A 20,018-nucleotide genomic window follows, 5' to 3' on the forward strand; every position below is an offset into this window, starting at 1 on the left:
GCACCAAGCACCGGCGCCAGCCACAACAACGAAACAACGGCAATATCAGGAGCTCGTATGCCTATCGAGACGAATCTGACTCCCGAGCGCAGGCAAGCGATGATCGCGCTTGGCGCCTGGAATGACATGCTCTTGACGGATTATCTGGATGAGGCCGTGGCCAGCGCCGCCGGTCGCCCGGCCATCGTCACCTACCGCGTGGCCGAAGGCAGCCATGACTCGCTGTCCTACGCCGAACTGAACGAGAAGGTCACCCGCATGGCGGCGGGTTTGGCCGGCCTGGGCGTGGCCAAGGGCGACGTGGTCTCCTGCCAGTTGCCCAACTGGTGGCAGATGACCGCGCTGCACCTGGCCTGTATCCGCATCGGCGCGGTGCTCAATCCGCTGATGCCGATCTTCCGCGAGCACGAGCTGCGCTTCATGCTGGCCCAGGCCGAGAGCAAGGTATTCGTCGTCCCCGGAGTGTTTCGCGGCTTCGATCACGCCGCCATGGCCCGCGGCCTGAAGGCTGAACTCACCGGCCTCGAGCAGGTGCTGGTGGTGGGTGGTGGGGGCCCGGACAGCTTCGAGTCGGTACTCCTCGAACGCGCCTGGGAGCGGGAAACGGATACCGCTACGCTATTCCATGAGCGCCGCCCCGGCGGCGACGACGTGGTGCAACTGCTCTATACCTCCGGCACCACCGGCAAACCCAAGGGGGTAATGCACACCTCCAACACCTTGATGAGTCACATTCGCCCTTTCGCCACCCGGCTGGGGCTGGGCAACGACGACACGGTGTTCATGCCCTCGCCGCTGGCGCACCAGCTCGGCTTTCTCTACGGCCTGATGCTGCCCGTCTACCTTCAGGCCACCGCGGTGCTGCAGGACACCTGGAAACCGGCCGAGGCCGTCGACATCATTCGTTCCGAGCAGCCCAACCTAATGCTCGGCTCCACGCCATTCCTGGCCGATATCGCCGAGCAGGCCGAGGCCCACGGTCCCGACCTGCAGTCGCTCAAGCTCTTCATGTGCGCTGGCGCACCGATCCCCAGCCCGCTGGTGGAGAAGGCCGCACGCAACCTGCCGACGCGCATCATCTCCGCCTGGGGCATGACCGAGAACGGTGCGGTGACCACCACCCGACCTGGCGACGCCCCCTCTCGCGCTGTGCACACCGACGGCCTGCCCCTGCCCTTCATGGAGCTGAAAGTCACCGACATGGTGGGCAATACCCTGCCGCCCGGCCAGGAGGGGCCACTCTATGTTCGCGGCGCCAGCCTGTTCGTCGGCTACTTCAAGCAGCCGGAGCTCTACGGCGTCGACGCCGAGGGCTGGTTTCCCACCGGCGACCTGGCACGCCTCGACGAGCAGGGCTACGTGCGCATCACCGGCCGCTCCAAGGACGTGGTGATCCGCGGCGGAGAGAACATCCCCATCGTCGACATCGAGAACGCGCTCTACCAGCACCCGGCAATCCAGGCGGTGGCCCTGGTGGGTCGTCCCGACGAACGCCTCGGCGAGCGGCTGTGCGCCTACGTGAGCCTCAAGGAAGGCGTCGAGTCGCTGACGCTGGCGGAGGTCACCGCCTTTCTCAGCGAGCGTCAGGTGACGCGCCAGTACCAGCCGGAGTTCCTCGAAGTGCTCGACGAACTGCCGCGTACGCCGTCAGGAAAGATCCAGAAATTCAAGCTGCGCGAGCAGGCCGCCCAGAACGTGGCGTGACGCGAGGCATCCGTTTACCCAATCCGCAACGAGAGAGAGCTGCATGAGAGGACTTCAGGACAAGACCGTCATCATCACTGGTGGCGGCGGCGGCATCGGCCGCGCGGTGTGTCGTCGCTTCGCCGAGGAAGGCAGCAAGGTGGCGGTGCTCGACCGCGATCTCGACGCCGCCCGCAGCACCGTTGAGGTGATCGCCGAAGCCGGCGGCCAGGCCCGCGCCTATGGCGCCGACATTACCGACTACGCAGCCATCGTCGAGACAATCGAGCGTATCGAGGCCGAACTCGGCGTGCCCAGGGTACTGGTCAACAACGCCGGCTTCGACCGCTTCATGCCGTTCCTCAAGACCGAGCCCGCGCTGTGGGAGTCGTTGATCGCGGTGAACCTCACCGGCGCGCTCAACATGCACCACGTGGTGCTGCCGCGGATGATCGAGGCCGGCGGCGGCAAGGTGATCAACGTCGCCTCCGACGCCGCCCGGGTCGGCTCCTCCGGTGAGGCAGTCTACGCCGCCTGCAAGGCCGGCCTGCTGGGGCTGAGCAAGACCCTGGCCCGGGAGCTCGCCACCAAGGGGGTGACCCTCAACGTGGTCTGCCCCGGCCCCACCGATACCGCGCTGCTGCAGGGCTTTGCCGAGACCTCACGCGATCCGGAGAAGCTGCTCGAGGCGTTCCGCAACGCGGTGCCCATGCGCCGTATCGGCCAGCCCGAGGACTACCCGGGGATCATAGCCCTGCTCGCCAGCGACGACGCCGATTTCATCACCGGCCAGGTAATCAGCGTTTCCGGCGGCCTCACGATGGCGGGCTGACGCCCCAGCGACGCTTTCAGCCCCACAACGCTTTCAGGAAGCCACTCATGACACTGCAGACACCGAACTACGAAGACATTCTCTATGACGTCACCGACGGCGTGGCGACCATCACCATCAACCGTCCGGAGCGCTACAACGCCTTCCGCGGCCAGACCTGCATGGAGCTGCTCGACGCCTTCAACCGCGCCGGCTGGGACAAGTCGGTGGGGGTGATCGTGCTCACCGGCGCCGGCGACAAGGCGTTCTGTACCGGCGGCGACCAGGGCGCCCATGAGGGCCAGTACGACGGCCGCGGCATCATCGGCCTGCCGGTGGAGGAGCTGCAGACGCTGATCCGACAAGTGCCCAAGCCGGTGATCGCCCGGGTGCAGGGCTTCGCCATCGGCGGCGGCCACGTGCTGGCACTGGTGTGCGACCTGACCATCGCCTCGGAGAACGCCGTGTTCGGCCAGGTGGGCCCCAAGGTGGGCTCGGTGGACCCGGGCTTCGGCACCGCCTACATGGCGCGGGTGATCGGTGAGAAGCGCGCCCGCGAGATCTGGTACCTGTGCCGCAAGTACAGCGCCGCCCAAGCGCTGGAGTGGGGTCTGGCCAACGCCGTGGTGCCCTCCGACAGGCTCGACGAGGAGGTGCGCCAGTGGTGCGACGAGATACTCGAGAAGAGCCCCACCGCGCTCTCCATCGCCAAGCGCTCGTTCAATGCCGACAGCGAGAACATCGCCGGCATCGGCGCCATGGGCATGCAGGCGCTGAGCCTCTACTACGACACCGACGAGTCGCGGGAGGGGGTGGCCGCCTTCAAGGAGAAGCGCCGGCCCGAGTTCAGGAAGTTCTACAAGTGACGGCCCCTGCCGCGAGGACGACAGCATGAACTTTGCCTTTACCGAACAGCAGCAGGCCATTCGCGAGAGCGTGGCGCGGCTGGCCGCCGACGCCCTGGCCCCGCGCTACCGGGCCCGCGAGCAGGAGGCGTGCATCGAGCGCGAGATCGTCGCCCAGCTCGGCGAGATGGGCTGCCTGGGCGGCGAACTACCCGAGGAGTACGGCGGCAGCGGCCTGGACTGCGTGACCAGCGGCATCATCGTCGAGGAGATCGCCCGCGGCGACTTCAACGTCGCCTACCTGCCGCTGCTGGCCTCGCTCAATGGCCAGATCATCGCCCGCTACGCCCGCCCCGAGCTGGCCCGGGAGTGGCTCGGCGGCATCACCTCCGGGCGCAAGATCGCCTGTATCGCGCTGACCGAGCCCCACGGCGGTTCTGATGCCGCCAACCTCAAGCTCAAGGCCACCCGCGACGGCGAGCGCTTCCTGCTCAGCGGCGAAAAGACCTCGATCTCCATGGCCGATCAGGCCGACGTGGCGGTGGTGTTCGCCCGCACCGGCACCCAGGAGCAGCGTGCCTCCGGCATCAGCGCCTTCCTGGTACCGATGGATTCGCCCGGCATCTCCACCAGCCGCTTCGAGGACTCGGGACAGCGCGCCATTGGCCGGGGCTCGATTTTCTTCGACAATGTCGCGGTACCGGCCGATCACATGCTCGGCGACGAGGGTCAGGGCTTCAAGCAGGTGATGCAGGGCTTCGACTACAGCCGCGCGCTGATCGGCCTGCAGTGCCTGGCGGTGGCGCAGCAGTCGCTGGACGAAACCTGGCAGTGGCTCACCGAGCGCGAGGCCTTCGGCCACAAGCTCGCCGCCTTCCAGGGCCTGACCCATCCGCTGGCGGAGTACCAGACCTACGTTCAGGCCGCCCGTCTGCAGTGCTACTACGCGCTGTGGCTGAAGGACAACGAGCTGCCCCACACCAGCGAAGCGGCAATGAACAAGTGGTGGGGGCCGAAGCTTGCCTTCGACGTGATCAAGCAGTGCATGCTGGCCCACGGCCACACCGGCTGGGGCGAGGACATGCCCTTCTCCCAGCGCATGCGCGACGTGCTGGGGCTGCAGATCGGCGACGGTACCGCCCAGATCATGAAAAACATCATCGCTCGCCAGGCGGTGCCCAGATGACCAGCCTCATCGCGACCGGACGCCCTGACTCCCGCCTGGCGGCGCTGCTCGACAAAGGAGTGCCATCGATGGCGATTCAGGACGACAAGAGCGTGGCCAACCGGCTGTTCTTCCGTCTCTTCCAGGCCAGCAACATCCTGCAGAAGCAGACGGTGGGCCAGGTCGGCCTGAGCACGGTCCAGTGGGCCGTGCTCGGCGCCCTGTCGCGCAAGGGATATGAGGACGGCATCTCCTTCAATCAGCTCACCGAGTACCTGATCGTCAGCCGCCAGAACCTCGACGGCGTGCTCAAGCGGCTGGAGCGGGACGACCACGTCAAGCGCATCCCCCATCCCGACGACAAGCGCGCCCGGCTGATCCTGCTCACCGATAAAGGCCGCGCCTTCTGGGAGAGCCTGCAGCCGAAGATCCACGAGTTCTATGCCCAGGGGCTCGCCAACTTCACCTTCGACGAGACGGTGAGCCTGCTGCACTACCTCAACAAGTTCCAGAAGGACCTGGAGGCCATCGCCATGCAGGATGCCCCCAACGCCGAGCGCGAGGAGAGCTGAACCACCCAGAGCCCAAACGCACCCCATCACGACGCACGACCCCACAACGCCAACAACAAATAGCCTCGTAATGCACGAGGTAGGAGAGTTCGTATGTCCGCAAAACGCCAATTCACCCTGAAAAGCGGCCTGCTGGGCCTGACCGTGGCCCTTGTTGCCGGCACTGCCCAGGCCGAGATCAGCGATGACGCGATCCGCATCGGCTATCTCGCCGACATGTCCGGCCCCTACCGCGACCTGGCCGGCCCCGGCGGGCTAGAGGCGCTGCGCATGGCCGTGGAGGACCACGGCGGCAGCATTCACGGCGCCCCCATCGAGGTGTTCAGCGCCGACGACCGTAACAGCGCCGACGTGGGCGCCAACACCGTGCGCGAGTGGATCGACCAGCGCAACGTCGACATGGTGGCGGGGCTGGTCGCCTCGTCGGTGACCATTGCCGCCACCCGTCTGCTGGCCGAGCACGACAAGATCGGCATGGTGTCCGGCGCCGCTGCGCTCAGCGTGACCAATGAGCACTGCACGCCCAACCACATCCAGTGGGTCTACGACACCCACGCCATGTCCAACGGCTCGGCCCGGGCCATTGTCGAGGTGGGCGGCGACAGCTGGTACATCATCGCCGCCGACTACGCCTTCGGCCACTCGCTGGAGGCCGATGTGGAGAAGGTGGTGGAAGAGAGCGGCGGCCAGGTTCTGGGCAAGGTGCGCCACCCGCTCAACACCGCCGACTTCTCCTCCTACATGCTGCAGGCCCAGGGCTCCGGGGCGAAGATCGTCGGCCTGGCCAACGCCGGCGCCGACACGGTCAACGCCATCAACACCGCCGGCCAGTTCGGCCTGGCGGAGTCGGGTCAGGCCCTGGCAGGACTGATGGTGTTCCTCAACGACATCCATGCGCTGGGGCTGGAGACCACTCAGGGCATGCAGCTCACCACCGGCTGGTACTGGGACATGAACGACGAGGCCCGCGCCTGGGCCCAGCGCTACTACGAGCGCATGGGCAGCATGCCGACCATGGTCCAGGCAGGTGTCTATTCGAGCTCCATGCACTACCTCAACGCCATCGAGGCCACCGGCACGGACGATGCCGCCACGCTGCGCGCCTGGATGGGCGAGACGCCGGTCAACGACATGTTCACTCCCAACGGCGTGATCCGCGAGGATGGGCGCATGGTCCACGATATGTACCTGGTGGAAGTGAAGTCGCCCGCCGAGTCCAAAGGCGAGTGGGATCTCTATCGGATCGTACGTACCATCCCGGGAGACGAGGCCTTTCTGCCGCTGGCGCAGAGCGGCTGTCATCTGGTCAATTCCTGAGCACCTGCCGGACCGCTCCGCCAGCGGTCCGGCAGCTTCATGAGGAGCACTGCATGCACGTCGACGACGCCATCCGCAGCCGCAAGTCCGTTCGCCGCTTCTTGCCCGACCCGGTCAGCCGCGACACTCTGGCCCATATCGTAGAAGTCGCCGGGCGCGCGCCCAGCGGCAGCAACATCCAGCCGTGGCAGGTTCACGTGGTGGCGGGCGAAGCACTGCACCGGCTCAGCGCTGCCATTCTCGCCGCCTTCGACAGCGGCGAGGAGCATCAACCCGAGTACACCTACTACCCCACCCAGTGGTTCGAACCTTATCGCGAGCGCCGCCAGCGCTGCGGCTACGGCCTCTACGAGACCCTTGGCATAAGGCGTGAAGACAAGGCCCGGCGCCACGAACAGATGCGCCGCAACTTTCACTTCTTCGACGCCCCGGTGGCCATGATAGTGACCATCGACCGACGCCTCGAGACCGGCAGCTACATGGATGCCGGCATGCTGATCCAGAGCCTGATGACCTCCGCCCGAGGCCAGGGCCTACACACCTGCGCCCAGGCCGCGCTGGCCTGGTATCACCGGATCATCCGTGAACAGCTGGGGCTGGCCGACAGCGAGCTGGTGCTGTGCGCCATCGCCGTGGGCCACGAAGACCCCGAGGCACCGGAGAACCACTTCATCACCGAGCGTGAACCGGTGGGAAGCATCGCCAGATTTCACGGAGATTAGACGCATCACACGAAACAGTCCCACAAAGCTGGACTTCCGATGCGGCGCCCCTGGGCCTGCGGGCGTCGCTGACGAAAGCGAAGAAGCAATACCGAATGCCCCGAAGACAAGACGGCATCAGGGCTACAGCTGATCCACCACCTGATCGCGCCCCTTTGCCTTGGCGGCATAGAGGTGCCTGTCCGCATCCGCAAACATCTCGTTGAACCCTTGAAGTTGCGGGTCGCCGACAGCGACACCCGCACTGATCGTCACGTGTACACTCTGACTTTCCACCGACACAGGTTCCGCACCTACGGCCAGGCGAAGCTTCTCGGCGAGGCGCCAGGCAGCACTCTCCCCGCAATCGTAGAGAAGGACGCAGAACTCCTCTCCCCCCAGCCGGGCGACCAGGTCCTGAGCACGGACGGCTGAAAGCAAGCGCTGGGTGACGGCGATGATGACCTGGTCCCCGACGGCATGCCCGTGGGCATCATTGATCGCCTTGAAGTTGTCGATATCGATGAGGACGAGGGCATACGGACGATCCAGGTCGCACATAGCTTGGCGAACCCGTTCGAAGCGCTGTAAGAAATGGCGGCGGTTCGAGATGCCGGTCAGACTGTCCTGGTTGGCTAGCGTTTCGATTCTATCGTGGGCGGCTTCCCGGGACCGTTCCTGGTAATACGCCGCGGCACCGAAGACCATCATCGCGCCGAGGATATTGGTCAGGGCGGCCCCAGACAGCGCCGGCCAGTCGTTTCGGTAGCTCAGGGTCAATGACAGGATGACTGCGAAAAAAACCAAGTAAACGGGCAAGCCCTTGCGCGTGCCGAGCAGGAAAAAATTGATGATAGCGAAGAAAACCGTCCATACCGCTGCAGAGACACCCGCCTGCACATACCAAAAGAAGAAAGCAGAGAGGAGACCGCAGGACAGGACCGTCACCCAAGCCGATCGCTCGATGTTACGGTTGATGCGCATGTCCGTCAGCGCCAGCACGACGATGACGAAGAACCCCAGCTCGACGACCGCTAAAGGGATAGCCTTGAAGTAGAAGAAGTTGATCAAGGCATACGCCAGGGAGGTCAGCGCAACGATGATCAAGAAGCAGTTGGCCAGCCAGAATCGTCGCGAGTCCGCTCCCAAGTCAGTGTCGCTCTCGACCCGCCACCTCCGCGCTAGTGGTGTCTTCATTGCTCCCCCGCCCCTGATGTCGCCACTTCTCGAGAAAGTAGGCCTCACGACAGCATGACCCCACCCGACGCCGATGATCATATTTGCAAATGGTAACAGAGGTATATCGGCCGGGCGGCGGGGGCCTTGAGGTCACCCATCAACGCTCAAGACGAAGGTCGCATTGTGGCGATAGAGCGCAACCTTCAGCCTTGAAACGAACTTATGTACGCATTGCGTACGATCTACCCCCCTCTGCAGCGTCACCAACCGGAAGCTCTTGCAAGGACCACCCCACATGACCGAACCCTGCGCAATCGTCACCGGCGGCGCCCGCAACATCGGCCAGGCCATCGCGCTGCGCCTGCAACAGGACGGCTATCGCACCATCGTGCTGGATATCGTCGAGCCCGAGGCGGAATCGCTCAGGGCCGATGCCCGCCTGGTCGATCTCGCCGAGGTGGAAGCGACCCGAGAAATGCTTGCCGAGATCATCGCGAATCACAGCGTGGATTGCCTGGTCAACAACGTGGGGATCGTCGCGCCGGCGCTGCTCGATGAAACCCGAGTGGAGGACTTTGATCGCCTGATGCACCTCAACGTGCGCTCGGCGCTGGTCTGCACCCAGGCATTGCTGCCGGGCATGCGCGAGCGCCGCCATGGCCGTATCGTCATGAACGCCAGCCGCGTGGTGCTGGGCAAGGAAGCGCGCAGCCTTTACAGCGCGACCAAGGGCGCACTGCAATCCATGGCCCGCACCTGGGCGCTGGAGCTGGCCGGCGACGGCATCACGGTCAACTGTGTTGCCCCCGGCCCCATCGCCACCAGCGCCTTCTGGGAGAACAACCCGCCGGACTCCGAACGCGCGCGGCGCATCATCGACAACATTCCGGCGCGACGCATGGGCCAGCCCGAGGACGTGGCCCAGGCGGTGAGCTTCTTCTGCGACGAGCGCAGCGGTTTCGTCACCGGCCAGACCCTGTTCGTCTGCGGCGGGGTCAGCGTCGGCTGATCCGCGCTAGACCACACCCCGCTGACGCAACTCGGCGATCTCCTCCGGCGCCTTGTCGAGCAGCCTCGCCAGCACGTCCTCGGTATCCTCGCCCAGCGCGGGCGGCGCCTTGCGATACTCCAGCCGCGTACGCGAGTACTTGATCGGGTTAGCCACGCCGGGCACCGGCCCGTGGCGCGACTCAAGCTCGATCTGCATCTCCCGCGCCCTGACCTGAGGGTCGTCGAAGACCTGAGCAATGTTCTGGATCGGCCCGCAGGGCACCGCGATCTCGCCCAGCAGCGCGATCCACTCGGCGGCGATGCGGCGGCGGGTGATCTCGACCATGATCGGTACCAGCTCGAGGCGATGTCTCACCCGCACCGGATTGGTGGCGAAGCGTGGGTCCTCGGCCAGTTCGGGCCGCCCCACCGCCTGGCAGAAGCGCTGGAACTGGCCGTCGTTGCCGATGGCGATGATCACCTTCTCGCCGTCGGCGGTGGGAAACGGCTGATAGGGCACCAGGTTGGGATGGTATTCGCCGGTGCGGGTGGGTGGCGTACCGCTGCAGAAGTAGTTCTGCGCCTGGTTGGCCAGCCAGCTCACTTGGACGTCGAGCAGGGCCATGTCGATGTACTGCCCTTCGCCGGTCAGGTGGCGATGATGCAGCGCGCCGAGAATGGCGATGGTCGCGTTCATGCCGGTGGTCAGGTCCGCTACTGCCATGCCGACTCGCTGCGGTCCCGCGCCGGGCTCGCCGTCAGCCGCGCCGGTGATGCTCATCAGCCCGCCCTGGGCCTGGATCAGGTAGTCGTAGCCGGCCAGGGCGGCCATCGGCCCGGTCTGACCGAAACCGGTGATGGAGCAGTAGATCAGCCCCGGATTGATGGCCTCCATAGTGGCGTAGTCCAACCCCTTGCGAGCCAGCCCGCCGCTCTTGAAGTTCTCCACCAGAATGTCGCTCTCGGCGGCCAGCTCACGGATCAGCGCCTGGCCTTCGGGCCTGCTCATATCCACGGTCACCGAGTGCTTGCCGCGGTTGGCCGAGAGATAGTAGGCGGATTCGCGGGTCTCGTTGCCATCGCGATCCTTCAGCCAGGGCGGGCCCCAGTGGCGCGTGTCGTCACCGCTCACCGGGCGCTCGATCTTGATCACCTCGGCGCCCATGTCGGCAAGTATCTGGGTGCACCAGGGGCCGGCCATCACGCGGCTCAGGTCGAGCACGCGCAGGCCTGTCAGCGGTCCCGCCATATCACCTCTCCCGATTCTTGCGTTGCTCTCGTGCGCTCGATGCCACTCACGGGCTCTCCTGCGTCGTGGCGGCGCTGGCGGACTGACGGCGCGCCGCGGCATAGCGATACAGCGCCAGCAGGATCGAACCCAGCGTCAGGGCGATGAAGAACCAGGTGATCGGACCGCGCACGAAGATCGAGAGATCGTTGTGCCCGATCAGCAGCGAGCGGCGCAGGTTGTCCTCGAACATCGGCCCGAGAATGAAGCCGATCAAGAACGGTGCCGCCGGTATCGCCGCCCGGTTGAAGATGTAGCCGAGCACGCCGAAGCCCAGCATCAACCACACGTCGAAGGTATCGTTGTTCACCGCGTAGGCACCGTAGACACAGAACATCAGCACGATGGGGAAGAGGATCGACTTGGGAATGTCGGCGATCAGCGAGAAGTACTTGATCGCCCCGTTGCCCACCACCAGCAGCACCAGCGAACTGAACATGATGCCGACGAACAGCGCGTAGATCAGCGTCAGGTTCTCCTGGAACATGATCGGGCCTGGGGTCAGGCCGTGGACCATGAAGGCACCGAGGATGATGGCGGTGATCACGTCGCCGGGAATGCCCAGCGACAGCAGCGGAATCATGGTCGCTCCGGCCACCCCGTTGTTGCCTGCCTCCGAGGCGGCCACACCTTCCACCTCACCCTTGCCGAAGTTGTCACGGTTGGGCGAGCGGCGCCGGGCATCGCTGTAGGAGATGAACGCGGCGGCGGTGGCCCCGGTGCCGGGAATCGCCCCGATGATCACGCCGATCAGGCTGCCGCGAATGATGCTCTTCAGGCAGCGCTTGAGCTCCGCCAGGGTCATGCCCACCCCGCTGGCCTTGGCCTTGAGGTGCGGCAGCGCCTTCTTGCGGTAGAACTCGATGATCTCGGGGATGGCGAACAGCCCGATCAGCAGCGGGATGAACGAGATCGAATCCATCAGGTTGTAGTTGCCGAAGGTCAAGCGCTGGGAACCGTAGACCTCGTCCAGCCCCACCAGCGAGAGCAGGATGCCCATCAAGGCGGCGAGCAGGCCCTTGATCATCGAGCCGCTGGCCAACGAGATGATGATGGTCAGCGAGAAGCAGATCAGCCAGAAGAACTCCGGCGCACCGAAGTTGAGCGCGATCTTGGCCAGGTAGGCGGCGAAGAAGATCAGCGCAATGTTGGAGATGAAATCGGCAATCACCGATGAGTAGAGCGCCGTCTTCAGCGCCTTCTTGGCGTGGCCCTGCTGGGCCATGGGATAGCCGTCGAGCAGGGTGCAGGCGGAGGCCGGCGAGCCCGGGGTACGGATCAGAATGGCCGTGATCGAGCCGCCGTACATGCCGCCCTTGTAGATCCCCACCAGCAGCAGGATGGCCGCCACCGGCTCCATGGTGAAGGTGAACGGCAGCGCCAGCGCGACGGCCATGGTGGCGGTCAGTCCTGGAATCGAGCCGACCACGACGCCGATGACCACCCCCAGCGCAATGGCCAGGAAGTTGTCCAGGCTGAGAAAGAGATGAAGGACTTCCGAAAACATATCCATGCATTCACCCAGGGGCAGTAGCGCCTGCCGTCAGAACGGCATCAGCGGCAGCGGTACGTTCATGACCTTCACGAAGACGAAGGTGACCGCGGCAGGTAACACGAAGGCCAGGCTGTAGACCCACCAGGTCCTGACCGGGTGAGCGGCGAACAGGATCAGCGTGGCCAGGATGCCGCTGATCACCGCACCCAGAGGCTCGAACAGCGCCACGTAGACCACCAGCGCCGCCGCCATCATGGCGAAACGCAGCCGGGGCCCCTTCTCGATGCGGCGTCCATCCTCCTTGTCGGTGTTGTCCACCAGCAGCCCCTGCACGATCAGCAGGCAGGAGAAGAGCAGCATCAACCCACCCACGATGCGCGGCAGCCAGCGCGGCGACATCAGCGGGCTCTGCATGATGGGCGGCTCGCTGATGTAGTTGGGTATCAGATAGAACAGCAGGATGATAGAAGCGACCAGCAGCACACACCCCGAGAGAACGTCTCCGGGGTCGCGAACCGCCATGACACGCTTGGACGACGAGGACGACATGACACCCTCCAGAGGACAGGTGAGGCGAGGACAGAGCCTCGCCTCGACGAACGGTGAAAGCGGTCGACTCGCTTACTGACTGATGCCGGCCTGCTCGGCCACTTCCTGCCAGCGCTCGACCTCCTGGGCGACGAATTGCTTGAACTCCTCGCCGGCCACCTGGCCCGGCTCGGCACCCAGCTGGTCCGCGAAGCTGACGAACTCCTCGCGCTGCATCACGGCATCGAGCGCCTCGCGCATGGCCTCCTGAGCCTCCTCGGAGAAGGACTCGTGAGCGATCAGGCCGAACCAGGCGGTGGTCACGAACTGGTCCAGGTTGTAGTCGCCGATCTCCACCAGGGTGGGCACGTCGGGCAGATGCTCGGAACGCTCGGCAGAGGTCACCGCCAGCGCCTTGAGATCACCGGAGCGAATGTGAGACAGCACGGTGGGCATATTCTCGAAGGAAACGTTCACATCGCCACCCAGCAGAGCCGGAAGCGCGGCACCGCTGCCGGCAAACGGCACGGCGGTCAGGTTGGTCTCGGTCAGCGTCTTGAACAGCTCGCCCGACATGTGGATGGAGCTGCCCACACCGCTGTGGCTGAAGGTCATGTTCTGCTCGCGGGCCGCCTCGACGAACTCCTCGACGCTGTCATAGGGGCTGCTGGCCGGCACCACCATCACGTTGGGGATGTCGATCAGGTTCTGCAGGAAGACGAAATCCTCGACCGGGTCGTAGTCGAGGTCGGGATAGATTGCCGCCCCGATGGTATGCCCGGGCGAGGCCATCAGAATGGTATGAGCGGCTTCGCGCCCACCGCGCGCCAGGCGACCGGTGGCCACGGTGGAACCCGCTCCCGGCCGATTCTCCACCACCACGTTGGCGTCGAGCTCATCCTGCAGCAGGTCGGCCACGCGACGCGACAGTACGTCGGTGGTACCGCCCGGCGCATAGGGCACGACCAGGCGCACGTCACCGGTCGGCCACTCGTTGGCATGCACCGTCGAGACGGAGACCGCCATCGTCAGCCCTGCGCCACATGCCGCCAGGCATGCCGTTCTCAGCAAGCTCTTTTTCACGCCACTCATTTTCGCCACCTCTAATGATCGTCGTTTGGATTTGTTCGCAAAGCGCACACTTATTCGTTATCGAATCGAGAGTACTGGGTTGCGACCGGGCTCCAAACCCGACCTTAGTCTTAGCGAGTGTCTCGGCAGACATGAAAAAGCCCGGGCCAACCGCCACGGCCCGGGCAAAGAGGAGCATGAAAGAGGCGCTACTCGAGCGACTCGTAGGGCAGCCCGACGTAGTTCTCGGCGATGGTCTTGAGACCGGCCTCCGAAGACGTCAGGTAATCGAGTTCGGCCTGCTGCATGCGGGTCTCGAAGTCCTCCTCGTCGGAGAACTTGTGCAGCAGCGAAGTCATCCACCAGGAGAAGCGCTCGGCCTTCCAGATACGCTTGAGGCAGGTCTGGGAATAGTTGGGAATCAGGTCGGTGCGGCCCTCCTGGTATACCTTCACCATCAGCCGGTAGAGCGTGTTGACGTCGCTGGCGGCGAGATTGAGCCCCTTGGCGCCGGTGGGCGGCACGATGTGGGCGGCGTCGCCCACCAGGAACAGCCTGCCGTACTGCATAGGCTCGACCACGAAGCTGCGCAGCGGCGCGATGCTCTTCTCCAGCGCAGGGCCGGTGACCAGCTTGGCCGCCACCTCTTCGGGCAGACGCCGCTTGAGCTCTTCCCAGAAACGCTCGTCGGACCAGTCCTCGACCTTCTCGTCGAGGGGCACCTGCACGTAGTAGCGGCTGCGGGTCGCCGAGCGCATGCTGCACAGGGCGAAGCCGCGCTCGTGACGAGCGTAGATCAGCTCGTCGGAAACCGGCGGCGTATCGGCCAGCAGGCCTAGCCAGCCGAACGGGTAGATCTTCTCGAACTCCTTGATGCGATCCTTGGGGATCGACTGGCGCGACACGCCGTGAAAGCCGTCGCAGCCGGCCACATAGTCGCAGTCGAGGCGCACGGTCTCGCCGTTCTTGTCGAAGGTGACGTAGGGAGCGTCGCTTTCGAGGTCATGCGGCTGCACGTTGTCGGCCTCGTAGATCGTCGTGCCGCCGTCGGCCTCGCGCGCCTCCATCAGGTCGCGGGTCACTTCCGTCTGGCCGTAGACCATCACCGTCTTGCCGCCGGTCAGCCCGGCCAGATCGATGCGCACGCGTCGGTTGTCGAAGGCCAGCTCGACGCCATCGTGAGGCAGGCCCTCCGCGTTCATGCGTGCGTCGACGCCCGCTTCGCGCAGCAGATCGACCATGCCCTGCTCCAGCACGCCGGCGCGAATGCGGCTGAGCACGTACTCGCCGCTCTTGCGTTCGAGGATCACGTTGTCGATGCCTTGGCGGCTCAGCAGCTGGCCGAGCAGCAGCCCGGAGGGGCCAGCACCGATGATGGCTACCTGGGTCTTCATGAAAAAAGCCTCATTATTGTCAGGGGCGACATATGAGTTGCATTTTTCAATGAAAAGGCGCGGCTATTAAGGCAAGATAAATACCAATAGTTGGACTTTCCGCACATTCTTTATCGACTTTGGTCGTACAGGTGACCCCATGTCGAACTCCCCCCCGGCCTCGGTGCCCGTATTCAAGCTCTACGGCGAGACCCACCCCTGGCCGACACCCGACCTGCTGCACTGCGAATCGATCCCCGAGCGCAGCCGGCTGCACGACTGGCACATCCGCCCCCACCGGCATGCCGATCTGGTCCATGTGCTGCACATCGCCAGTGGTCGGGTCGAGCTGGAGCTGGAGGGCACCCAGCACGCCCTGCAGGGGCCGCTGGCCATCGTGGTGCCTGCCATGAGCATTCACGGCTTTCGCTTCTCGCAGGATATCGAAGGACATATCGTCACCCTGGCCCAGCCGCTGGCCGAACAGCTCGGCCAGCAGCTCGAGGAGCAGGCCAAGGCGCTCCGCCAGGCCAACTACTTCCCGCTGGAACAAACGGCCCAGGCAGGCCGCCTGGCCACGCTGGTTGAGCAGATCGACACCGAATACCGCCGGCCCGCGCCGGGCCGCGACCGCATGCTAGGTGCGCTGGTGCAGGCCCTGTGCGTGGAGCTCGCGCGCTTGGCCGAGCCGCACGGCCCCGCCACCGCGGAGCCGCGGAGTCGCGACCGCGGCCATGAGCACCTCGCCCAGTACCAGACCCTGATCGAGGCGCAGTACCGCCAGCAGCCCAGCGTCGAGCAGTTTGCCGAGTGGCTCGGCATGAGCAGTGCGCACCTCAACGCCCTGTGCCGCCGCCTGGCGAATCGTAGTGCGCTACAGCTGCTCCACGAGCGCCTGCTGCTGGAGGCCAAGCGTCAGCTCACCTATACCAACATGACCATCAGCCAGATCGCCGACAGCCTCGGCTTCTCCGAACCGGCCTACTTCACCCGATTCTTCAAGCGCAATACCGGGCTCTCGCCGCGGGACTTCCGCCTGCGCCAGCACGCCGAAGCCTCGCCCGAATGAAAAGGCCCCGGTCAGCTAGGCTGAACCGGGGCAGGAGATCAGAGATGCGGGGCTATAGCTACAGCATCCATAGCGACAGCACCGGGAATGCGATCAGCAGCGCCAGGCGCAGCAGGTCGGCGACGATGAAGGGCGCCACGCCGCGATAGATCTCGCCCAGCCCCACATGCGGCGCCATGGCCTTGATCACGAACACGTTCATGCCCACCGGTGGCGTCACCAGCCCCAGCTCCACCGTCAGCACGGTGAGGATACCGAACCACACCGGATCGATGCCGAGCATGGTGATGATCGGGAACACCACCGGCACCGTGATCACCAGCATGGCGATGGAATCCATGAACATGCCGAGCACGAAGTAGAGCAGCAGGATCAGCAGCAGAATGACGATGGTCGGCACGTCCAGCCCGCCGAGGAAGGTGCTGATGGTGAAGGAGATGCGGGACACCGAGATGAAGTAGCCCAGCGTCTCGGCCCCCACCAGCATGAAGAACACCACCGCCGAGAGCGCCAGGGTCTCCCGCACGCTCTGCCACAGCCCGGCCAGGCGCATGCCCTTGTAGAAGGCGTAGAGCATGGTGGCGAAGGCGCCCACGCTGGCCCCCTCGGTGGGCGTGAACATGCCCTGGTAGATGCCGGCAATGATGATCACGAACACGGCGAAGAACGGCAGCAGCCCGGAGATCGAGCGCAGCTTCTCGCTCAGCGAGGTCGACTCGCCGGGCACCGCCATGTCGGGCCAGATGCGCATCACCACGCTCACCGTCAGGGCATAGAAGACCAGCCCCATCAGGCCGGGGATGATGCCCGCGGCGAACATGTCGCCGACGGACTGCTCGGTGATCACGGCATAGATCAGCAGCGCGATGCTGGGCGGGATCATGATGCCCAGGGTGCCGCCGGCAGCCAGCGTGCCGGTGGCCAGCGAGCGCTTGTAGCCGTGCTTCTCCATCTCGGGCAGGGCCACCCGGGTCATGGTGCTGGCGGTGGCCAGCGACGAACCGGAAATGGCCGAGAACACCCCGCAGGAGCCCACTGTGGCGATCGCCATGCCGCCCTTCCAGCCGCCGCAGATGGTGCGCGTGGAGTTGAACAGCATGCCCGCCATGCCCGAATGGGCGGCCAGCACCCCCATCAGGATGAACATCGGAATGGCGCTGAAGCTGTAGCTGGAAAGCACGTCCACCGGTACCGACTTGACCATGGAGAGCGCCGCGCCCCAGGAGATCACCTGGGCGAAGCCCACCACACCGACGATCAGCATCGCCAGCGCCACCGGCACCCGCAGAATCAGCAGTACCAGCAGACCGATCAGGCCGATGCCACCGATCATCTCGCTACTCATGATGGACACCTCCCCCCTCGGTGGCGAAGAAGGCGCCCAGGATGGCATGCAGCAGGCTGCGCAGCGCCAGCAGCGCGCATAGCACGGCACCGAACTGGTAGATCGGCCCCATGGGAATCCTCAGGTCCTGGGTTACCTGGCCGCGCTGGGCGGCAATGCCCGCCTCCTGCCACAGGCCGATGGCCATCACCGCGCCCAGCACCACGAAGCCGAGCAGGAACAGGCCGCCCAGGCGCTCCTTGAGCACCGGCGAGAGGCCGTGGGAGAAGGCCTCCACCACCACCTGGCTGCGCTCCACGCTGGCGGCCATGGCTGCCAGCAGCGAGAACATCAACAGATAGCGCACCAGCTCGACGCTGCCGATCACGCTCCAGTTGAGCGCCCCGCCTGAGAGGCGGAACGCCAGGCGCAGCAGCACGTCGACGATGGTCACGCTCATCAGCGCCAGCAGCGCCAGACCCGCCACCAGCAGGCACAGGCGCCCCAGTTGGCGGCTTGCGAACAGCAAGGGTTGCATCATGGCCTCCCGGCTCAGCCCTGCTCGACCGAGCAGGCCTCGCGCGCCGCCATGGCGGCTTCGTAGACTTCACGAGCGTTGTCCAGGCCGCGGCCTTCGAGCTCGCTCAGGTAGTTCTCGATCCCCGCCTGGAGCGGACCGGCCCAATCGTCGTGTTCGAGCGGGTTGTCGATCACGCGGATGGTGTGCCCGGCCTCCTCGGCTTCCTGCTTGCCTGCTTCATCCAGGCCGTCGAACACGCCGCCGGCCACTTCGCTCCACTGCATGCCCATGTTGGCCTCGATAGCAGCCTGCTGCTCTTCGCTCAGGCGGTCGAAGCTGCGCTGGTTCATGGTGGCGACGAAGATCAGCGAGTAGAACGGCACCTGGGTGTGGTAGTTGGCCAGCTCGTTGAGACGGAAGACCTTCATGCCCTCCCAGGGGAAGCTCAGGCCGTCGATCACGCCGCGCTGCAGCGAGGTGTAGATGTCCGGCGCCGGCATGCCCACGGGCTGGGCGCCGAGCTGCTCGAGCATCTCGCCGGCCACGGCGGTGGGGCGGCGAATGCGCAGGCCGGAAAGATCGGCGGGCGACTGGATGTCGTTGTCCACGGTGTGCAGGTAGCCCGGCCCCGTGGTGAACATGAACAGCACCTTGGTGTCGTCGTACTCGCTGGCGAGGTGGCCGTCGTCATAGAGGGTCTGCAGGATGCAGGCGCCCTGGCTGGCGGTGTCGGAAACCCCCGGCAGCTCGACGATCTGCGACAGCGGGAAGCGACCCGCGGTGTAGCCCTGGGCGGTGATGGCGATGTCGGAGATGCCGTTGACCGCGCCCTGGTAGGCCTGATCGGCGCGGGTCAGGGTCTGAGACGGGTAGTTCTCGATCGTAAGCTCGCCTCCCGAAGCCTCCTGCACGGCATCGGCCCAGGCCTGGAAGATCTCCTGGTTGATGCCGGAACCGTCCGGCCAGAAATGCGACATGCGCAGGGTCGTGGAAGCCTGGGCGGCGGAAGCCGCAGTGAGCCCAGCGATGGAAGCCGCCAGCAGGCAGCGGGACAGGACACGGTTCATGGGTGCCTCCAAGGGTCGTTGTAGTCGATTTGCAGCGCCTTTGTTCGCAACACGAACACACGTTCGGCTTAGCGACTAAGCTACCCCACCACCGCCCCACCCGATAATCGACATTAGTCTATGTCGCTTGGATTTTTCGTTGTTTTTGACAAAGGAAAAGCCCTCACCTGCCTGCAAAATAGGACAAATGAAGTATCAACTTGGACTTTTCAGAAGGTAAGGTGACACAAACCAAGGGCGCGAAGCGCCTCACCCTGGAGCCAGGTAGCGCTCAGTCGTCGGCTCGCGACTGACCGAACCCAGGCCCCAACCCCAGCAGCTCGCCGTAGCGCAGGCCGATGAAGGCGTGCTCGCGCATCAGCATCTCGGCGCGGGCACCCTCGCCGTGGCGCAGCGCCTGGAACACCAGTTCGTGCTGGGTCTGGGCCAGCTGCAGCTTGCGGTACTCCCGGTCGAGCGCCTCGCTGTCGATGACGATGGAGTCCGCGGCAGCAAACGGCAGATGGTTGTTGCGCGCGATGGCATCGCCGATCACCGGGCTGCCGGCCGAGCCGACGATGGTTTCGTGGAAGCGCCGATTGAGCTCGCTCCAGACGTCGACGTCACGCTCCTCCAGATAGCCCTTGGCCAGCAGTTCGCGCCCCTTTTGGATCCAAACGGTCAGCTCCTCGGCCAGCGCCGGGCTCAGCCCCTGCTCCGCCAGGCGCCGTGCCGCCAGCCCCTCCAGCACCCCGCGCACCTCCACCGCACAGAGCACGTCCGCCTCGGTGAACTCCCGCACCATGAAGCCGCGCTTGCCGGCCCGCTGCAGCAGCCCCTCCTGCTCCAGGGTACGGAAGGCCAGGCGCACCGGGGTGCGCGAGACGCCCAGCTGCTCCGCCACCGCCACCTCGCCGATACGTTCACCGGGCTGATAGAAGCCCTCGCCGATCAGCTTGCGCAACCGGCTCACCACGCTCTTGTCGCTGTCGCTCACTCGATCACCACCCTTGCTGCCCTTTCGAAATTACCAATGGATCC

At 65.2% G+C, this 20,018-nt stretch carries 19 protein-coding genes; 9 read left to right on the top strand and 10 right to left on the bottom strand.

From position 1 onward, the window contains the following. Positions 1 to 57 precede the first annotated feature (57 nt). The 7 genes from HOP58_RS14235 to HOP58_RS14265 all read left to right on the top strand — a co-directional run bounded on the left by HOP58_RS14235 (position 58) and on the right by HOP58_RS14265 (position 7,115). Positions 58 to 1,704, top strand: coding sequence for an AMP-binding protein (locus HOP58_RS14235; protein WP_234260661.1), 1,647 nt, complete (start codon positions 58 to 60; stop codon positions 1,702 to 1,704). A 43-nt stretch (positions 1,705 to 1,747) separates the two neighbouring features. After that, positions 1,748 to 2,515: an SDR family oxidoreductase gene (locus HOP58_RS14240; protein ID WP_234260662.1), complete on the top strand. Its 768-nt coding sequence runs from the start codon at positions 1,748 to 1,750 to the stop codon at positions 2,513 to 2,515. Positions 2,516 to 2,562: 47 nt separating this feature from the next. Beyond that, on the top strand, positions 2,563 to 3,360 hold the full coding sequence (locus HOP58_RS14245) for an enoyl-CoA hydratase-related protein (RefSeq protein WP_234260663.1): 798 nt from the start codon (positions 2,563 to 2,565) through the stop codon (positions 3,358 to 3,360). 25 nt (positions 3,361 to 3,385) lie between these two features. After that, positions 3,386 to 4,525: a cyclohexanecarboxyl-CoA dehydrogenase gene (gene aliB / locus HOP58_RS14250; RefSeq protein WP_234260664.1), complete on the top strand. Its 1,140-nt coding sequence runs from the start codon at positions 3,386 to 3,388 to the stop codon at positions 4,523 to 4,525. Continuing rightward, positions 4,522 to 5,076 (top strand): MarR family transcriptional regulator, encoded by a 555-nt coding sequence (locus HOP58_RS14255; RefSeq protein ID WP_234260665.1) that lies wholly within the window; start codon positions 4,522 to 4,524, stop codon positions 5,074 to 5,076. The genes aliB and HOP58_RS14255 overlap by 4 nt, the downstream gene beginning before the upstream one ends. Positions 5,077 to 5,169: 93 nt before the next feature. After that, on the top strand, positions 5,170 to 6,393 hold the full coding sequence (locus HOP58_RS14260) for an ABC transporter substrate-binding protein (protein ID WP_234260666.1): 1,224 nt from the start codon (positions 5,170 to 5,172) through the stop codon (positions 6,391 to 6,393). Between the two features lie 53 nt (positions 6,394 to 6,446). Then, positions 6,447 to 7,115 (top strand): nitroreductase, encoded by a 669-nt coding sequence (locus HOP58_RS14265; RefSeq protein ID WP_234260667.1) that lies wholly within the window; start codon positions 6,447 to 6,449, stop codon positions 7,113 to 7,115. Between the two features lie 123 nt (positions 7,116 to 7,238). Here the strand turns inward: HOP58_RS14265 and HOP58_RS14270 are convergent, their stop codons facing one another. Continuing rightward, positions 7,239 to 8,291, bottom strand: coding sequence for a GGDEF domain-containing protein (locus HOP58_RS14270; protein WP_234260668.1), 1,053 nt, complete (start codon positions 8,289 to 8,291; stop codon positions 7,239 to 7,241). A 277-nt stretch (positions 8,292 to 8,568) separates the two neighbouring features. On the opposite strand from HOP58_RS14270, the gene HOP58_RS14275 reads away from it, so the two are divergent. Further along, positions 8,569 to 9,282, top strand: coding sequence for an SDR family oxidoreductase (locus HOP58_RS14275; protein WP_234260669.1), 714 nt, complete (start codon positions 8,569 to 8,571; stop codon positions 9,280 to 9,282). Between the two features lie 6 nt (positions 9,283 to 9,288). Here the strand turns inward: HOP58_RS14275 and HOP58_RS14280 are convergent, their stop codons facing one another. From HOP58_RS14280 to pobA, 5 genes are all read right to left on the bottom strand, one after another. Then, the gene (locus HOP58_RS14280) at positions 9,289 to 10,512 is read right to left on the bottom strand and encodes a CaiB/BaiF CoA-transferase family protein (RefSeq protein ID WP_234260670.1); all 1,224 of its coding nucleotides are present in this window, start codon (positions 10,510 to 10,512) and stop codon (positions 9,289 to 9,291) included. Positions 10,513 to 10,558: 46 nt separating this feature from the next. Continuing rightward, positions 10,559 to 12,064 (bottom strand): tripartite tricarboxylate transporter permease, encoded by a 1,506-nt coding sequence (locus tag HOP58_RS14285; RefSeq protein ID WP_026038017.1) that lies wholly within the window; start codon positions 12,062 to 12,064, stop codon positions 10,559 to 10,561. Between the two features lie 30 nt (positions 12,065 to 12,094). Further along, on the bottom strand, positions 12,095 to 12,595 hold the full coding sequence (locus tag HOP58_RS14290; protein ID WP_234260671.1) for a tripartite tricarboxylate transporter TctB family protein: 501 nt from the start codon (positions 12,593 to 12,595) through the stop codon (positions 12,095 to 12,097). Positions 12,596 to 12,667: 72 nt separating this feature from the next. Next, positions 12,668 to 13,600: a tripartite tricarboxylate transporter substrate binding protein gene (locus HOP58_RS14295; protein WP_234260672.1), complete on the bottom strand. Its 933-nt coding sequence runs from the start codon at positions 13,598 to 13,600 to the stop codon at positions 12,668 to 12,670. Between the two features lie 254 nt (positions 13,601 to 13,854). Continuing rightward, positions 13,855 to 15,039 (bottom strand): 4-hydroxybenzoate 3-monooxygenase, encoded by a 1,185-nt coding sequence (pobA, locus tag HOP58_RS14300; RefSeq protein ID WP_234260673.1) that lies wholly within the window; start codon positions 15,037 to 15,039, stop codon positions 13,855 to 13,857. A gap of 139 nt (positions 15,040 to 15,178) precedes the next feature. Here pobA and HOP58_RS14305 point away from each other — a divergent pair, with 139 nt between their 5' ends. Further along, the gene (locus tag HOP58_RS14305) at positions 15,179 to 16,087 is read left to right on the top strand and encodes a helix-turn-helix domain-containing protein (RefSeq protein WP_234260674.1); all 909 of its coding nucleotides are present in this window, start codon (positions 15,179 to 15,181) and stop codon (positions 16,085 to 16,087) included. A 58-nt stretch (positions 16,088 to 16,145) separates the two neighbouring features. Here the strand turns inward: HOP58_RS14305 and HOP58_RS14310 are convergent, their stop codons facing one another. The 4 genes from HOP58_RS14310 to HOP58_RS14325 form a co-directional block, all read right to left on the bottom strand. Beyond that, positions 16,146 to 17,432 (bottom strand): TRAP transporter large permease, encoded by a 1,287-nt coding sequence (locus HOP58_RS14310; protein ID WP_234260675.1) that lies wholly within the window; start codon positions 17,430 to 17,432, stop codon positions 16,146 to 16,148. Then, positions 17,425 to 17,949, bottom strand: a complete 525-nt coding sequence (locus HOP58_RS14315) for a TRAP transporter small permease subunit (protein ID WP_010627565.1) — start codon at positions 17,947 to 17,949, stop codon at positions 17,425 to 17,427. Before HOP58_RS14315 ends, HOP58_RS14310 begins: the two co-directional genes overlap by 8 nt. A 14-nt stretch (positions 17,950 to 17,963) precedes the next feature. After that, positions 17,964 to 18,998, bottom strand: a complete 1,035-nt coding sequence (locus HOP58_RS14320; RefSeq protein WP_234260676.1) for a TRAP transporter substrate-binding protein — start codon at positions 18,996 to 18,998, stop codon at positions 17,964 to 17,966. A gap of 271 nt (positions 18,999 to 19,269) precedes the next feature. Next, complete coding sequence (locus tag HOP58_RS14325; RefSeq protein WP_234260677.1) at positions 19,270 to 19,974, bottom strand: GntR family transcriptional regulator; 705 nt, start codon at positions 19,972 to 19,974, stop codon at positions 19,270 to 19,272. Positions 19,975 to 20,018 lie beyond the last annotated feature (44 nt).

Source organism: Halomonas sp. MCCC 1A11062 (genome assembly GCF_021404355.1).
Lineage (GTDB): Bacteria > Pseudomonadota > Gammaproteobacteria > Pseudomonadales > Halomonadaceae > Halomonas > Halomonas aerodenitrificans.

Excerpts from the sequence above, each read along its gene's own strand:
- HOP58_RS14280 (WP_234260670.1), bottom strand. The coding sequence starts at position 10,512 with ATGGCGGGACCGCTGACAGGCCTGCGCGTGCTCGACCTGAGCCGCGTG.
- HOP58_RS14310 (WP_234260675.1), bottom strand. The coding sequence starts at position 17,432 with ATGAGTAGCGAGATGATCGGTGGCATCGGCCTGATCGGTCTGCTGGTA.
- HOP58_RS14255 (WP_234260665.1), top strand. The coding sequence starts at position 4,522 with ATGACCAGCCTCATCGCGACCGGACGCCCTGACTCCCGCCTGGCGGCG.
- aliB (WP_234260664.1), top strand. The coding sequence starts at position 3,386 with ATGAACTTTGCCTTTACCGAACAGCAGCAGGCCATTCGCGAGAGCGTG.
- HOP58_RS14285 (WP_026038017.1), bottom strand. The coding sequence starts at position 12,064 with ATGGATATGTTTTCGGAAGTCCTTCATCTCTTTCTCAGCCTGGACAAC.
- HOP58_RS14320 (WP_234260676.1), bottom strand. The coding sequence starts at position 18,998 with ATGAACCGTGTCCTGTCCCGCTGCCTGCTGGCGGCTTCCATCGCTGGG.
- pobA (WP_234260673.1), bottom strand. The coding sequence starts at position 15,039 with ATGAAGACCCAGGTAGCCATCATCGGTGCTGGCCCCTCCGGGCTGCTG.
- HOP58_RS14265 (WP_234260667.1), top strand. The coding sequence starts at position 6,447 with ATGCACGTCGACGACGCCATCCGCAGCCGCAAGTCCGTTCGCCGCTTC.
- HOP58_RS14275 (WP_234260669.1), top strand. The coding sequence starts at position 8,569 with ATGACCGAACCCTGCGCAATCGTCACCGGCGGCGCCCGCAACATCGGC.
- HOP58_RS14295 (WP_234260672.1), bottom strand. The coding sequence starts at position 13,600 with ATGGCGGTCTCCGTCTCGACGGTGCATGCCAACGAGTGGCCGACCGGT.
- HOP58_RS14290 (WP_234260671.1), bottom strand. The coding sequence starts at position 12,595 with ATGTCGTCCTCGTCGTCCAAGCGTGTCATGGCGGTTCGCGACCCCGGA.
- HOP58_RS14305 (WP_234260674.1), top strand. The coding sequence starts at position 15,179 with ATGTCGAACTCCCCCCCGGCCTCGGTGCCCGTATTCAAGCTCTACGGC.
- HOP58_RS14270 (WP_234260668.1), bottom strand. The coding sequence starts at position 8,291 with ATGAAGACACCACTAGCGCGGAGGTGGCGGGTCGAGAGCGACACTGAC.
- HOP58_RS14235 (WP_234260661.1), top strand. The coding sequence starts at position 58 with ATGCCTATCGAGACGAATCTGACTCCCGAGCGCAGGCAAGCGATGATC.
- HOP58_RS14315 (WP_010627565.1), bottom strand. The coding sequence starts at position 17,949 with ATGCAACCCTTGCTGTTCGCAAGCCGCCAACTGGGGCGCCTGTGCCTG.
- HOP58_RS14240 (WP_234260662.1), top strand. The coding sequence starts at position 1,748 with ATGAGAGGACTTCAGGACAAGACCGTCATCATCACTGGTGGCGGCGGC.
- HOP58_RS14260 (WP_234260666.1), top strand. The coding sequence starts at position 5,170 with ATGTCCGCAAAACGCCAATTCACCCTGAAAAGCGGCCTGCTGGGCCTG.
- HOP58_RS14245 (WP_234260663.1), top strand. The coding sequence starts at position 2,563 with ATGACACTGCAGACACCGAACTACGAAGACATTCTCTATGACGTCACC.